The 13,686-nt window shown below is 66.2% G+C and carries 13 protein-coding genes and 2 pseudogenes; 10 read left to right on the top strand and 5 right to left on the bottom strand.

What is annotated here, in order from left to right; genetic code table 11:
* Positions 1–105: 105 nt before the first annotated feature.
* The gene (locus tag GVY39_RS17720) at positions 106–1,335 is read right to left on the bottom strand and encodes a TetR/AcrR family transcriptional regulator (protein WP_159925810.1); all 1,230 of its coding nucleotides are present in this window, start codon (positions 1,333–1,335) and stop codon (positions 106–108) included.
* 178 nt (positions 1,336–1,513) lie between these two features.
* Between GVY39_RS17720 and GVY39_RS17715 the strand changes: the two genes are divergently transcribed.
* Positions 1,514–1,960 (top strand): MarR family winged helix-turn-helix transcriptional regulator, encoded by a 447-nt coding sequence (locus GVY39_RS17715; RefSeq protein ID WP_159925808.1) that lies wholly within the window; start codon positions 1,514–1,516, stop codon positions 1,958–1,960.
* Positions 1,961–2,111: 151 nt separating this feature from the next.
* Entirely contained in the window at positions 2,112–3,557 is a 1,446-nt protein-coding gene (gndA, locus tag GVY39_RS17710) for an NADP-dependent phosphogluconate dehydrogenase (RefSeq protein WP_159925806.1), read from the top strand.
* An 84-nt stretch (positions 3,558–3,641) separates the two neighbouring features.
* Here the strand turns inward: gndA and GVY39_RS17705 are convergent, their stop codons facing one another.
* The gene (locus GVY39_RS17705) at positions 3,642–5,606 is read right to left on the bottom strand and encodes a heavy metal translocating P-type ATPase (protein ID WP_159925804.1); all 1,965 of its coding nucleotides are present in this window, start codon (positions 5,604–5,606) and stop codon (positions 3,642–3,644) included.
* A gap of 93 nt (positions 5,607–5,699) precedes the next feature.
* Here GVY39_RS17705 and GVY39_RS17700 point away from each other — a divergent pair, with 93 nt between their 5' ends.
* Positions 5,700–6,062, top strand: a complete 363-nt coding sequence (locus GVY39_RS17700) for a metalloregulator ArsR/SmtB family transcription factor (protein WP_159925802.1) — start codon at positions 5,700–5,702, stop codon at positions 6,060–6,062.
* Positions 6,063–6,099: 37 nt separating this feature from the next.
* On the opposite strand, the gene GVY39_RS17695 is transcribed toward GVY39_RS17700, so the two are convergent.
* The 3 genes and pseudogenes from GVY39_RS17695 to GVY39_RS33925 form a co-directional block, all read right to left on the bottom strand.
* Positions 6,100–6,582, bottom strand: a complete 483-nt coding sequence (locus tag GVY39_RS17695) for an adenosine-specific kinase (protein WP_159925800.1) — start codon at positions 6,580–6,582, stop codon at positions 6,100–6,102.
* Positions 6,583–6,705: 123 nt separating this feature from the next.
* The gene (locus GVY39_RS17690; protein WP_201295256.1) at positions 6,706–7,464 is read right to left on the bottom strand and encodes a PP2C family serine/threonine-protein phosphatase; all 759 of its coding nucleotides are present in this window, start codon (positions 7,462–7,464) and stop codon (positions 6,706–6,708) included.
* A 206-nt stretch (positions 7,465–7,670) separates the two neighbouring features.
* Positions 7,671–8,027, bottom strand: a pseudogene (locus tag GVY39_RS33925) (helix-turn-helix domain-containing protein); the annotation flags it as partial.
* A 67-nt stretch (positions 8,028–8,094) separates the two neighbouring features.
* On the opposite strand from GVY39_RS33925, the pseudogene GVY39_RS17680 reads away from it, so the two are divergent.
* The 7 genes and pseudogenes from GVY39_RS17680 to GVY39_RS34450 form a co-directional block, all read left to right on the top strand.
* Positions 8,095–8,379, top strand: a pseudogene (locus tag GVY39_RS17680) (integrase core domain-containing protein); the annotation flags it as partial.
* Between the two features lie 142 nt (positions 8,380–8,521).
* Entirely contained in the window at positions 8,522–9,823 is a 1,302-nt protein-coding gene (locus tag GVY39_RS17675; protein ID WP_159925798.1) for a methyltransferase domain-containing protein, read from the top strand.
* Between the two features lie 386 nt (positions 9,824–10,209).
* Complete coding sequence (locus GVY39_RS17670; protein ID WP_159925796.1) at positions 10,210–10,563, top strand: hypothetical protein; 354 nt, start codon at positions 10,210–10,212, stop codon at positions 10,561–10,563.
* Between the two features lie 138 nt (positions 10,564–10,701).
* Positions 10,702–11,559 (top strand): ricin-type beta-trefoil lectin domain protein, encoded by an 858-nt coding sequence (locus GVY39_RS35295; RefSeq protein WP_159925794.1) that lies wholly within the window; start codon positions 10,702–10,704, stop codon positions 11,557–11,559.
* A 119-nt stretch (positions 11,560–11,678) separates the two neighbouring features.
* Complete coding sequence (locus tag GVY39_RS17660; RefSeq protein WP_159925792.1) at positions 11,679–12,338, top strand: hypothetical protein; 660 nt, start codon at positions 11,679–11,681, stop codon at positions 12,336–12,338.
* Between the two features lie 521 nt (positions 12,339–12,859).
* Positions 12,860–13,303 carry an IS630 family transposase gene (locus GVY39_RS17655; protein ID WP_236565508.1) on the top strand — a complete coding sequence of 148 codons (444 nt, stop codon included), beginning with the start codon at positions 12,860–12,862 and terminating at the stop codon, positions 13,301–13,303.
* Positions 13,300–13,449, top strand: a complete 150-nt coding sequence (locus GVY39_RS34450; RefSeq protein WP_223514302.1) for a hypothetical protein — start codon at positions 13,300–13,302, stop codon at positions 13,447–13,449. The genes GVY39_RS17655 and GVY39_RS34450 overlap by 4 nt, the downstream gene beginning before the upstream one ends.
* Positions 13,450–13,686: the final 237 nt, after the last annotated feature.

Here is a 13,686-nt window from a genome sequence, read left to right as displayed (position 1 = left end):
CCGATGTTAATGACTACTAAGTAAATGATTGAATGACCGCTGCATAAAATCCGCTGATAGCGCGCAATTGGCATGGTTAAGTTAATGACCAATAAGTGGCACAAATCACTGTGCGGGAATTCGCCCATGGATTCCGGCCGTTTCGATCCGCTCTCCGATCGTCACGAGAACGTCGACGAGATCGCCGCGCCTGCGGAAGCGTGGATTGCGTACCGCATCGATGACCACGGTGGTGACGGCACGGCTGAGCACCCGCGCCGCCGGAGCGGGCAAGTCCGGCCGCACGGCTTGCAGCATGCGGGCCCACTGGGCGATGCCGTCCAAGCGCACCCTCCGATAGCGCTGCACCGCGTCACCCGGCAGATGCCGGGTCTCGCTGACGGTGATGGCCAGCAGATCGGGCTCGTCGACGCCCAGTTGCGCGAAGCTGCGCAGGAGTGAGCGCATTGTCTCCTCGGCGCCGCGGCCCTCGGCGATCGCCCGGGCGAGCAGCAGCCGAAGCCACTCGTCCTGCCGTCGGACGATCTGGTCCAGCAGCTCGGCCTTGCTCGAGAAGTGGTGGTACAAGGCAGGACCCGTGACGCCGACGGCCGCGCCGATGTCTTCGATGCCTACGGCGGCATAGCCGCGGGTGCTGAATAGTCGCGCCGCTTCGGCGAGCATCCGCTCCGACCGCAGTGCTCGGTCGAGCGCGATGTTGCCGGTCTCCGTGCGCGGCTGCCGGTTCGGCGCATGGCCCGCCGGATGCTCGGGCAGCTCGGTGGCGATCACCGCCGCGACGGCGGCGTCGAGCACCTGCGCGGCGGCCGGAGCGGGCAACTCGGCGCGGTGGTAGGAGGGGCTGACCGCGATCGACAGCACGCACCAGCTGAGTAGTTCGACGTCGGCGGTGCTCAGTTCCGGCCTGCGCAGGCGAATCGTGCGTCGCAGGTACCGGGTGATGCGCGAAGCCCGGACCAGCACGGCGGTTTTGTCGGCGGGGGTCAGGTTGCGGAACTCCAGTTGCCACAGCCTCGGCAAGCCGCGCAGTTCGAGCGCCACCCGCACCAGCGCCGCCAGGACCGCGTCGCCGGAATCGTCGGCGCGGTACGCGGCGTCCACCCGGTACAGGGTGTCGTCGAGGCCCACCAGCAGGCACTGTCCCAAGAGCTGTTGTTTGTTGCGGAAGTGCCGGTACAACGCCGTCGCGGAGATGTCGACCGCCGCCGCGATGTCGGCCATCGTCGTGCCGTAATAACCGCCGTGCGTGAACGCGTCGGCCGCGGCATCCAGGATCATCTGGCGCCGATGCGGCGGTCTCCGCCGTGGCTGTCTGCTGTTGGCCTGTGTGCGCATCGCGGTCAGTGTGGCGCATCGGAGTGTCTGTGGCGGCGTGGGGGACGGGTCGGTGTGGGAACCCTCGCCTGTGTGACGATTTCGTCATAAGCGACGTTCCGAAGCTACTGTCGAGTAGGCTTCCCGAGCCATCACCGACCGGGATCGTCGTCGATCAGATAAGCAGAGGGAGCCGCCCGTGAGCGCTGACACCGCGGACGCCGCAGCGCTGTCGTCCATGGCTGCCCGGCTGCGCATCGCGTCCACCGTGATTCTGCGGCGCGCGCGAAGGGATCCCGATGAACGGCGGCTGTCCGCGACGCAGTGGGCGGTGCTGGGGCGCCTGCACCGGTACGGCGCCCTGGCCGCGGTGGACCTGGCACGACTGGAGATGCTGCGACCGCAGACCATGCGCAACGTGGTCGACGGTCTGCGCGATCAGGGCCTGATCGTCGGTGTGCGCGATCCGAACGACGGGCGCCGGGTGAATCTGACTCTCACCGACGAAGGCCGCGCCTGGGTGTGCGGACATCAGGCGTCGGCGAACGACGTTCTGGCGCAGGTCTTGTCCGAGAGCTTGCCCTCCGGCGAGCTGCACAAGGTCGGCGAGGCACTGGAGCTGCTCGAACGCATCGCCTACGGGTGAGCGCGGCGGACCGGATGCGGCTCGCGATGCCTTCCGTGCCCGCGCCGGCGGGGTAGGTAAGGTCTGAAGCGTCGTGGAACGGACTCCACGATGCAGCCGCCGAACAGCTTCGCGCGGACGCGCCGCCCTGTCGAACGAAGAGAGTTGATCGATGCCGACCTCTACAGCGCGTGCACAGATCGGGGTCACCGGTCTGGCGGTCATGGGTAGCAACATCGCACGGAACTTCGCCAGGAACGGCTATACCGTTGCGCTGCACAACCGCACCGTCGCCAAGACCGACGCACTGCTCGAGGCCCACGGTGACGACGGCGACTTCGTGCGCACCGAGACGGTCGAGGAGTTCGTCGCCGCGCTGGAGAAGCCACGCCGGGTGCTGATCATGGTCAAGGCCGGCGCCGCGACCGACGCGGTCATCGAGGAACTGGCGGCCGCGATGGAACCGGGCGACATCATCATCGACGGTGGAAACGCCCTCTACACCGATACCATTCGGCGAGAAGCGGCGATGCGCGAGCGCGGGCTGAACTTCGTCGGCGCCGGCATCTCCGGTGGCGAGGAGGGTGCGCTCAACGGCCCCGCGATCATGCCGGGCGGCCCGAAGGAGTCCTACGACTCGCTCGGTCCCCTGCTGGAATCCATCGCGGCGAAGGTCGACGGAACGCCGTGCTGCACCCATATCGGTCCCGACGGCTCCGGGCACTTCGTCAAGATGGTGCACAACGGCATCGAGTACGCCGACATGCAGTTGATCGGCGAGGCCTACCACTTGTTCCGCGACGCGCTGGGCTTCGACGCCAAACAGATCGCCGATGTGTTCACCCAGTGGAACTCCGGCGATCTGGAGAGCTACCTCGTCGAGATCACGGCCGAAGTCCTCGAGCAGGTGGACGCGAAGACGGGCAAACCGCTGGTGGACGTGATCGTCGACGCGGCGGAGCAGAAGGGCACCGGGCGCTGGACGGTGAAGTCCGCGCTCGACCTCGGCGTGCCGGTGACCGGAATCGCCGAAGCGGTGTTCGCGCGAGCGCTCTCCGGTTCCCGCGACCAGCGCAAGGCCGCCAAGGGGCTCGCTTCGGGCCGGTTGGCCGAGAAGCCCGCCGACGTAGAGCAGTTCACCGAGGACATCCGGCAAGCGCTCTACGCCTCGAAGGTGGTCGCTTACGCGCAGGGTTTCGACCAGATCGCCGCGGGCAGCGCCGAATACGACTGGAATCTGCGCCCCGGCGACCTCGCGACGATCTGGCGCGGCGGCTGCATCATCCGCGCCCGCTTCTTGAACCGGATCAAGGACGCCTACGACGAGAATCCGGCGCTGCCGAGCTTGATCCTCGCGCCGTACTTCCGGGAGGCGATCGAGACCGCCATCGACAGCTGGCGCCGCGTCGTGGCCACCGCGACCCTGCTCGGAATCCCGGTACCGGCGTTCGCGTCGTCCCTGTCCTACTACGACGCCCTGCGCGCCGAGCGCCTCCCGGCCGCGCTCACCCAGGCGCAGCGTGATTACTTCGGCGCCCACACCTATGAACGCGTCGACGCCGAAGGCAAATACCACACGCTCTGGAGCGGCGATCGCGGCGAGGTTCGCGCCGACTGATCCCCGGTCCGGCCACAACGCCGCGGTGCGGGCGAGCCCCGCACTGCGGCGGCATCGGCGCATACTCCGTGGCCGCGGACCGTGTCAGCTACGGGTACCGGCGGCGCGTTCCCATGCCGCCCGGCGGAGCAGGCGCAGCCCGTTGAGCCCGACGATGACGGTGGATCCCTCGTGTCCGGCGACGCCGAGCGGAAGGGGCAGGGTGCCGGCGAGGTCCCAGACGACCAGCACGCCGATGAACGTGGCGGCGATGGTCAAGTTCGCGATCACCACGCGCCGCGCCTGCCGGGACAACGCGATCACCGCCGGGATCGTGGTCAGATCGTCGCGCACGACCACGGCGTCCGCGGTCTGCATCGCCAGGTCGGACCCGGCCCCGCCCATCGCGATGCCGACCTCGGCCGCGGCGAGGGCCGGGGCGTCGTTGATGCCGTCACCGACCACGGTCACTTTCCGCCCGTCGGCCTGCAGTTCCCGCACCGCGGTCACCTTGTCGTCGGGCAGTAGCCCGGCCCGCACGTCGGTGATGCCGACCGTGGCGGCGAGCCGGTCGGCCGTGGCGCGGTTGTCGCCGGTCAGCAGCACCGGCGCCGTGCCGATCGAGGTGGTGGTAGCGCGGACTGCCGCCACCGCTTCCGGCCGCAGCTGGTCGGTGAGGGCGAGTACACCGATCGGCTGGTGCTCGCAGGTCACGATGACAGCGGTGTAGCCGTTCGCCTGCACGGTGTCGACGATGGTTCGCGCGATGCCGTCCGATGCCGGTCCTGCCGTGGCGGGGGAGCCGGCGCCGATGCGGCGGTCACCGACGAGCGCGGTCACGCCGCGACCGGGATATGCGGTGAACTCGGTGACGTCGGGCAGTTCCAGATCCCGGACGCGGGCCGCGCGCACGATCGCCGCGGCCAGCGGATGCTCGCTCGAACGCTCGGCCGCGGCCGCGAGCCGCAGCAACTCGCTCTCGTCGAATCGTTCGTCCACGCGGTGGATCTCGGCGAGTACCGGGGTGCCGCGGGTCAGGGTTCCGGTCTTGTCGAAGGCGACGTGCGTCGTGGCGCCGAGCTTCTCCATGACCACCGCGGACTTGACCAGGACGCCGTGGCGGCCCGCGTTGGCGATGGCCGCCAGCAGCGGCGGCATGGTGGCCAGCACCACCGCGCAGGGGGAGGCGACGATCATGAACGTCATCGCTCGCGACAGCGCCCGCTGCAGCGTTTCTCCGAGCAGCAGGGGAATCGCGAACACCGCGAGGGTGACCACGACCATGCCGATCGAGTACCGCTGTTCCACCTTCTCGATGAAAAGCTGTGTGCGCGCCTTGGTTCGGGCGGCTTGCTCGACGAGGGCGGCGATCCGGGCGACCACGGAGTCCTGCGCCCGGCGATCGACGCGGATACGCAGCGCGCCGGTGCCGTTGAGAGTGCCCGCGAACACTTCGTCGCCCGCGGTCTTGTCGACCGGCAGCGGCTCACCGGTGATGGTGGCCTGATCGACCTCGCTGCCGCCGGAGACCACCGTCGCGTCCGCGGCGATCCGCTCACCGGGGCGCACCACGACGACATCCCCGACTTCGAGTTCGGCGGCGTTCACCGTCTCCTCGTCACCATCGCGGGTGACCCGGGTCGCGGTGTCCGGCGTGAGGTCGAGCAGTCCGCGCACCGAGTCCTCGGTCCTGGCGGTGGCCAGCGCTTCCAGTGCGCCGGAGGTCGCGAAGATGACGATCAGCAACGCGCCGTCGGTGATCTGGCCGATCGCCGCGGCGCCGATCGCCGCGGCGACCATGAGCAGGTCGACATCGAGCGTCTTGTCCCGCAGTGCCTGCAATCCCGCCCAGGCCGGTTCCCATCCGCCCGCGGCGTAACAAGCGAGGTACAGACCCCACCACACCCATTGCGGGCCATCGGTCAGCTGCACCGCCAGGCCGGCCAGGAACAGCAGCGCGGCCACCGCGGCCCAACGGGCCTCCGGCAAGGTGAACAGCCGGGTCCGGCGCGCGGGCGCGGGAGCGGATGCCGGAGTCGGACGGGTCGGCGCGAGAGTCGGCGCGGCCACAGGGCACCTCCAAGACAACGACGAACAGACCGCCCGACCATATCAGAAAACATGAACACGTCTTCATTTGTTCCTAGAGTATGCTGGTCAGCTATGGGACACGGTGTCGAAGGCAGGGACCGGCCTGTCGCGCGCCTGGACCCGGAATCGGCCGCGCATGTGGCGACCACGCTGCAAGCGCTCGCCACCCCGAGCCGGTTGATGATCCTCACCGAGCTGCGCCAAGGGCCCGTGTCGGTGAGTGCGCTGGCCGACGCCATCGGCATGGAGCAGTCCGCCGTGTCACACCAGCTTCGGCTTCTGCGCAACCTGGGTCTGGTCACGGGAACGCGCACCGGCCGCAGCATCGTCTACAGCCTCTATGACAATCACGTCGCCCAACTGCTGGACGAGGCGATCTATCACAGCGAACATCTGCGCCTCGGGTTGTCCGACCGCCCCGAGACCGTGGGCTGACCGACGTGGTGGCCGGGCGACTATCGCGCCGTGGATTTCACAATTTGTAGCCGATCCGGCGCAGTAGCTGCTTGCGGGCCGCCTGGTCGTCGGCGCTTTCCACGCCGAGCGGCGCGGAACCGTCGACGACTCCGAGGATTCCTCGCCCCAGCTCGGACTCGGCGATGAGGACTTCCACGGGATTGGCCGTGGCACAGAAGATCCCGCACACTTCCGGGACCTGCTTCACGGCATTGAGCACATTGACCGGGTAGCCCTCGCGGAGGAAGACGATGAACGAGTGTCCCGCCGCGATCGCCGCCGCGTTCTTCGTGGCGAGCTCGACCAGCGAATCGTCGTTGCCGGAGTGACGGATCAGGCGCGGTCCGGAAGCCTCGCAGAACGCCAGCCCGAATCGCAGGTGAGGTCCGACCCCCACGAGGGTTTCGTGCAGGTCCTCCACGGTTTTGATGAAGTGGGACTGTCCGATGATGACGTTGAGATCATCCGGTTTGTCGATGCGCACGGCTGTCAACTCCACGGCGACATCCTGCGCCCTTCCGGCGAAGATTCATAGCATTTCGACATATATATTGTTCGCGTCGCGAACGCCTCGGTCCCGACGAGTTGCCGGGGTGGGGGCCGGTCTCGCTGGATGCCGGATTCAGCAGTCGGCGGCGCGGGAGGGCAAGTCCACGGCCAGCGCGGTGGCGTTGTCTTTCCCTCCGGCCAGAACGGCGGCGTCCACCAGGGTGTTCGCGATGGCGTGCGCCGTGTCGCCTTCCGCCAGTATCGCCTTGATCGTGGCGATGCCCAGTGGCTTGTGCACTCCGTCGGTGCTCAGCAGCAGCCTGCCCGTGCTCGACCCGGTCGCGGCGTAGCCGATTTCGTCCGGACGCGCGGTGCGGGCGGAGGTAGTGACGAGATGGCCCATGCGTGGCGTAGGAACGCGTCCGCGAGCTCGGCACATCTCGGCGACGGTGTGATCGGTGGTGATCTGGTGCAGTACCCGGCCGTTCCACCGGTAAGCGCGACAGTCACCCACCCAAGCCACCTCACAGGGCCCATCGGGCCGACCGGCGGCGGGCAGCACCGCGACGACGAGCACGCTGTCGGCCGACGGCTCCGGGACCTCGCGCAGCAGTTCCCGCTGGGCCGCGATGATGCCCGCCCGCGCCCCCTCGCGTGCACCGAACCGCGCCGCCGCCGCGGCGACCGTGCGGGCCGCCCGGGCAGCCAGCAGATGGTCCCCGACGCCGTCGGCGACGACGAACGCGGTCGCCCCGGTCGTGGCGTTGGTTTCGGTCGCTACCGCGTCGGCGTTGATCGACCGCGACGCGCGCCGGCTCGCCGAGGCGCCCATGGCGCCGAGCAGCCACGAGGTCTTGATCCGCGGCATGCTCGCGGTGGTGCCGGTTCGCATTTGCTGGTCTCCTCGGGTTGGGCTGCGGGTGCTGCCGACCAGCACACTCCAAGGAGATCGCTTCATTCTTTGGGCGCGGCCAAATTTTGCCGTGTGAACGCTGAGAAAAAGCTCTCGATCGCGTTACGGAGCATCCCGGTCCACGAAGTCACCCTGTTGGCCGCCCGGAACGAATCCTCGACCGAGTCCGGGAAGCCGAGCGATGATCGATCACTCCTGTACGCGGCATTACGCCGTAGTTCCCGCGAGATCGTCGAAGGGCTACGCCCCAGCGCTGCAGCGATCTGCCGGACACCGCTGCCCCGGGGCCGCAACAGCGCGATCTCCTCTCGCTCGGCGAACGACAGGAACCGGCCCGATGGAGGACTCCACGAATACGGTGACATCCCGCCAGCATCACGGAACCACCTCGTCCCCACCGCAGACGAGACACCGGCCGCGACAGCGCATTCCGTCGGCAGATCACCATTGGCGATCCTGTCCCAGAACCCACGCTCGACCACCCGCTGATGACCGGGGTGCCCCGGCGACCGCATCGAAACTCGTCCCGTTACCTCCCGCACCCAATCCGACGGCCTTCCCACAACACCCTCCTGACCTCGGATGTTGCTTCCACCGGTTGAACCCGATCAATACACGTGGCTGGCTTTCACCGAAACGCTGCGAGGCTCGGGTATCGCCGGGTCCGTCGGCAGCGTCGGCGATGCCCTCATGGAATCGGCGATCGGGTCTTACAAAACCGAGCTGATCGACCGGCACCCGCCCTTCACCGGCCGGGCAGAACTCGAACGGGAAACAGCGTCGTGGGTGCACTGGTACAACACCCAACGCCTCCACTCGGCGATCGGATACCTACCGCCGACCGAATACGAACACCTCTACCATCAACAGGCCATCTCAGCCGAGGTGGCCTGAACCCGAGTCTCTACCGGAACCAGGACGGTTCAAGCTGTGCGCGAATGCTTTGTCCCGAGGCGGTGGTGGCTCTTCATCGGCGCTGTCGTGGTCGGTGTCGTACACCTGTGGCAGCAGCGGTTTCCAGGTAGGAAGGGGCCTTATGGTCTCGGCATTCGATCGGCATTCGGACGCATTCCGCGGTTATCAGGCCACACCGTGGGGTCGGCTTCGCTACGAGCAGGTCGCAGCCAACCTTGGCCGCCACCTGCCGAACCGTCCTCTTGCGGTGCTCGACGTGGGCGGCGGCAACGGCCTGGACGCGGTGCGCCTGGCCGCCCTGGGCCACCGCGTCACTGTCGTCGACACGTCGCGGGCATCGCTCGAGGAGGCCGCGACGCTGGCCGAGGCCCACGGTTGCGCGCAGCTAATCGAGACCCGCCTCGCAGGTGCTGCGGACTTGACCGAGATGGCCCCACGGGCATCGTTCGACGTGGTCATAGCTCACAATGTGCTGCAATACGTGCCGCACCGACCCGAAGCGCTCGAGTCGATGGTGTCGGTGCTGGGGCCGGGCGGACTGCTGTCGGTGCTCGTGCCCAATCCCGCCAGCGACCCGTTGACCGCGGCTGTGCGGCGCGGGGAGCTGGACGAGGCCGTGCGGCTGCTGGACGCCACAACCCGGACGTCGGTCACCTACGACACCGAGATCGACGCGGTCACAGCGACCGAGCTGGCTGCCGATATGGTCGCCGCAGGTCTGGGTCGACCGGTCCGTTACGGGGTGCGCGCGGTGTGCGATCTGATCAGTGACGACGACGCCAAACACGATCCGCAGTTCTTCGCCCAGCTGTTGCGGCTGGAGAATCTGCTCGCCGACCGGCACCCCTATGTCGAAACGGCCCGCTTCGCCCATCTGATCGCGGCGAAACCCGAAGCGACACTACCGGACAGTGTGGCTGACCTCGAGGCGCGCCGTGTGCCGATGGATCTGGCCGGCTACGAACGGCGGGTGCGGGCCGAGCAGTGTTTCGTGTGCGCCTTCCTGGCCGGCGAGCCCGGCTACGAGCACCACACGGTCTTCGACGACGGCGAGCATGTCGCGTTCCTGAACCGGTATCCCACGTTGCCCGCCTATGTGCTGGTGGTGCCGCGCCGCCACGTCGAAGACGTGGTGGGCGATCTCACCACCGAGCAGTACCTGCGGCTGCAATCGGTGGTGCACCGGGTCGCCCGCGCCGTCGCCGCGGTGACGAATCCGGAGCGTACCTACGTGATGTCGCTGGGCGCGAAACTCGGCAACGCGCATGTTCACTGGCACATCGCCCCGCTGCCGCCCGGCGTGCCCTACGCCTGCCAGCAGCTCTACGCGGTCGACGCATCCAACGGCATCCTCGACTACAACGACACCGAGATGACGCAGTTCGCGACGCGGATCCGTGCAGCACTGGCCGACGACTCATGACTGCGATCCGCTCGGCTCAGGACGGCTCGGGCTGGACTCGGCGCACACGCACAATCGGCGCGGCGATCAGCTGATCGCGGAGTTTCGCCAGCCGTGGGTAGCGGTCGATGAGCGTATGCCTTTGCGGCTGACCACCAACCTGCACCCCGCTGACCGAGGTGACTATGCCACCGAACAGTCTGTCCGCTCAATGCTCGCTCGGCTCGCCGCGACATTGGCCGATATGACCTCTGTTCGCGAAAGAAAGCTCTGCACAACGATTCCCACGGATAAGCGGCGTGCGGCCGGTAGTATCCACAGGGGCGTGCATGCCCGGCAAAGGGATGATGTGGGCCGCAGGCCCGATACCACGCAGTCGCCCGCACTACTCGGCAAAGGTGTCCATCATGGGTCTTCTAGCCGGCAGCTCCGACCGAGAGAAGATCGTCACCGAGCTGCCCGAACAGCTCCACGAACAGCTGAAGGCCAGAGCAGGCCAGTTCGGCCTCGAGGTCCAGACCGCCGTGGAACAAGCCATCGCCGGATGGCGCGAGCTGGAATCAATACCCGCCACCATTGACACGGCGGGGGCCGAGTCGTTCGCGACCTTCCTCCCAATCGGACAGAGGGCGGAATTCCGGAGTATCGCCCAACAGCGCCGCGTGCCGCTGGTTCAGGGGGTCGCCCAGGCAGTCCACATGTGGCTGGAGGCCAACCGCCCAGCGGAACTACCCAGGCGAGACTCGATCATCTTCGGCTGAGCCGACCAGAACATTCAGTAGTTCTGGTTCAGCCGAGTGTGGCATACATGCGATCACCGCGGCGGCGCTGGGCTCGTTCACGACCGCCGATATCCGCAGCCACAATTGCAGAGGTTAGCGCAATGGATAGGTGGAAGAATGAACCGACTTAAAAAGCTGGCAGCGGCGCTCTGTGTGGCTCCTATGGTGATTCTGGCGCTATCTGGCCCGTCAGCGCAGGCCGATAACTCTTGGGCTACCGGCCATTTAGTGGGGGCGGCTGGTAAATGCATGGCCGTGAGTGGGGGCGGCTCAGCAGATCGTACGCCGATCGTGTTGGCAGACTGTACCGGCGCAGTGAACCAGCAATGGGTGGTTCAGCCTGACGGCTCCCTGACCGCTCTTGGCAAATGTCTCGGCCTTGTCGGCACCGGAACCGGGAGTGGAACACTGACCCATCTGTATACTTGCAACGCAACAAAAAGACAGCAGTGGAGGTCGGACGGATCGAGGCTGCGTAACGTGCAGACGGGTAAATGCCTGGATATCGTGGACGGCTCCACCGATAGCGGTGCCCGGCTTCAGATCTGGGAATGTCACGAGGGGGCGAACCAGAAGTGGAGCCTCCCTAGGACCGGCCCTGTCGTCGGGCCTGGCGGCAAGTGCATGGACGTTTACGGGGGCTCAGATGCCGCGGGCACATCGATTGTGTTGTGGCCCTGCCTTGGGGGAGCGAACCAGAGGTGGACCGTTAACGCAGACGGCACGCTGCAAATCCTCGGAAAATGCCTTGACGTAGACGGTGGCGCCACGAAGAACGGCACGCGAGTGCAGTTGTGGCCCTGCAATGGAGCCGAAGCGCAGCGGTGGGAAAAAGGCGGAACACCAACGCGTTCTACGCTCCGTAACCCTCAGTCGGGTCGATGCCTGGACGCCGAGGATGTTTCCGATGGCACCCAGCTGCGGATTTGGAACTGCCACGGGCAGCCGTGGCGACTTCCGGCCCACATCAAGTAGAACAACTCTACCGAAGACCAGAAGCACAGACCTACCCGACCGACTGTATCCATTGTTACGGCGAGACTTTCCAGCACGGCTACAGACGGTCTGGGAACGCGATACCAGACATGGAGAGGATGGAGAAGATGAAAACCTGCCCGGCGACGGTACCGCGGCGCGTTGGGCGAGCGGCCCTGATCTCGATCATGACCCTCGGAATTTTTTCGATAATGACGCCGACAGCCTCTGCCAACGAGATCATCGAGATTGGCGTCTCGGATCCGTCCGGTTGGGAACTATTGACGGAATGCGAGAGCCATGGCATGAACTGTACATTTACCGTCCAAGGGACAAGTGACGTGCTCGAGACGCCGAGAGTGCCATTCAAGCAGGTGGGTTCCTCGGCAAAAAATTGCAGCTCGGCCAGCCTGGTGCAGACCGTCGCATGGAGTGATGAGACGAGAGCTGCGTACACCTTCGGCGTGAACGTCGGCCCGAATGTGGCGAATATTGCCTTCGGAGCCTCATCCGAGACCGCACACACCGAAGGCGGAAGCACTCAGGTGACGGTGGACCAGGGGACCATTGCTTTCGTCGAACGCGCGCAAATCATGAAGATCTATTATGGGTACCTTGAGACTCCATATATGCAAACTTACCCCGACGGGCCTCCTGATCAGAAGTATCGGATCTACACTGGTATCTTCAAAGCTGTCCCGGATGGAACAGACGGTAAGCATTCAACTATTCAAACAACGACTCGCAGTCTGAGTGATGAAGAAAAGTCGACCTGTTAGCCCAACCAGTGACTCGAGGATTTTACCTGGGAGGGTCTGCGGCCGAAGGTGTGTGGATGCCGAGACCTGGTCAGGTCAAGCTGGAAACGGATGAGCGATTGTCCGACCGCATCGCGGTCGGGCTGTCGACGTGGACGTTTCCGCCGGAGTTGGTGGATCGTGTGGTGGCCGATTTCACCCGCCGACCAGGCAGCGCCGCCGACGAGCCGTCCACGAGCCCTCTGGGCCAACGTCCTCAATTGCCGCGAGGCGCGGTTACCGAACGCCAGCAGTTGTCGTCGTTCGTAACGACGCCGTGTGCCGACTCACGGCGGTCGTCGAGATTCACGGACCACTGATGTTAGGCGACAAACAGTGGCACACCCTCGGCTTAGCAGCGAATGTGTCCACGGCCAACTCGTACCCAAGTTCGGGATCCAACCGGCAGCATCGATCGGGTTGCGCGCGACGGTGTTGCGAGAATCAGCGAACAGGCCACGAAAACGTGGAAGGCTCCGGGCGACCCGGATTTTCAGGCCAAGATGGCGAGGGTGCTCGACCTCTACGACCATCCGCCCGCCGACGGCCGCGTGGTCTGCGTGGACGAGTTCGGGCCGCTGAACCTGCAGCCCCGCCCCGGCCGCGGCTGGTTCACCGCCCGACGGCCACGCCGGTTGCGCGCGACCTACCGGCGCACCCAGGGCGTCCGGCACATGTCCGGTGCGTTGCGTTCAGGCCAGTTGTACTACCGGATCCCGGACCGGAAACGGTGGACGGAGTTCCTGGCGTTCCTGAAATCGCTGCGAGCGCGCTGGCCGGGCCGGAAACTGTCTCTGATCTGGGACAACTACTCGGTCCACAAACGCGCTGAGGTCAAGGCGTGGTGCACGGCGAACGCGGTCGAGCTGGTGTTCCTGCCTACCTACTCCTCGTGGCTGAACCGTATCGAGTGCGAGTTCGCCGCGCTGCGGTACTTCGCGCTGTGAACGGCACCGACCACCGCAGCCACGGCGAACAAGACGAGGCGATCAGCACCTACATCCGCTGGCGCAACCAGCACGCCCGACCCGTCCGCGACTTCGCCGTCGGATCCAAGATCCGGCACCCGGATTACCTACCGAACGTTGCCTGACACAGCACTAGGTTCGAGTGGTGCCAGAAATGCCGGGGTGGTGAGATCCAACAACTCCACGGTGCTGTCCTGCGCTCGTCGCCGCACCTCCTCGATGGTCCACTCATTCGGAAGCGTGCCCTTGTCCACCACCTGATTCTTGCCGAAGCGACGCCATTCTCCTCGTCCGGGTCGACGAACCGACCCTTGATGAACGCCTCGCCTCCAGTACAGAGGGGCCGGTGCTGCTGACCCTCG

Source organism: Nocardia sp. CY15 (genome assembly GCF_009829295.1).
In the GTDB taxonomy this organism is placed as follows: domain Bacteria; phylum Actinomycetota; class Actinomycetes; order Mycobacteriales; family Mycobacteriaceae; genus Nocardia; species Nocardia sputi.
Note: the sequence above shows the minus strand (reverse complement) of the source record. Positions and strands in the feature narration are given on the sequence as shown.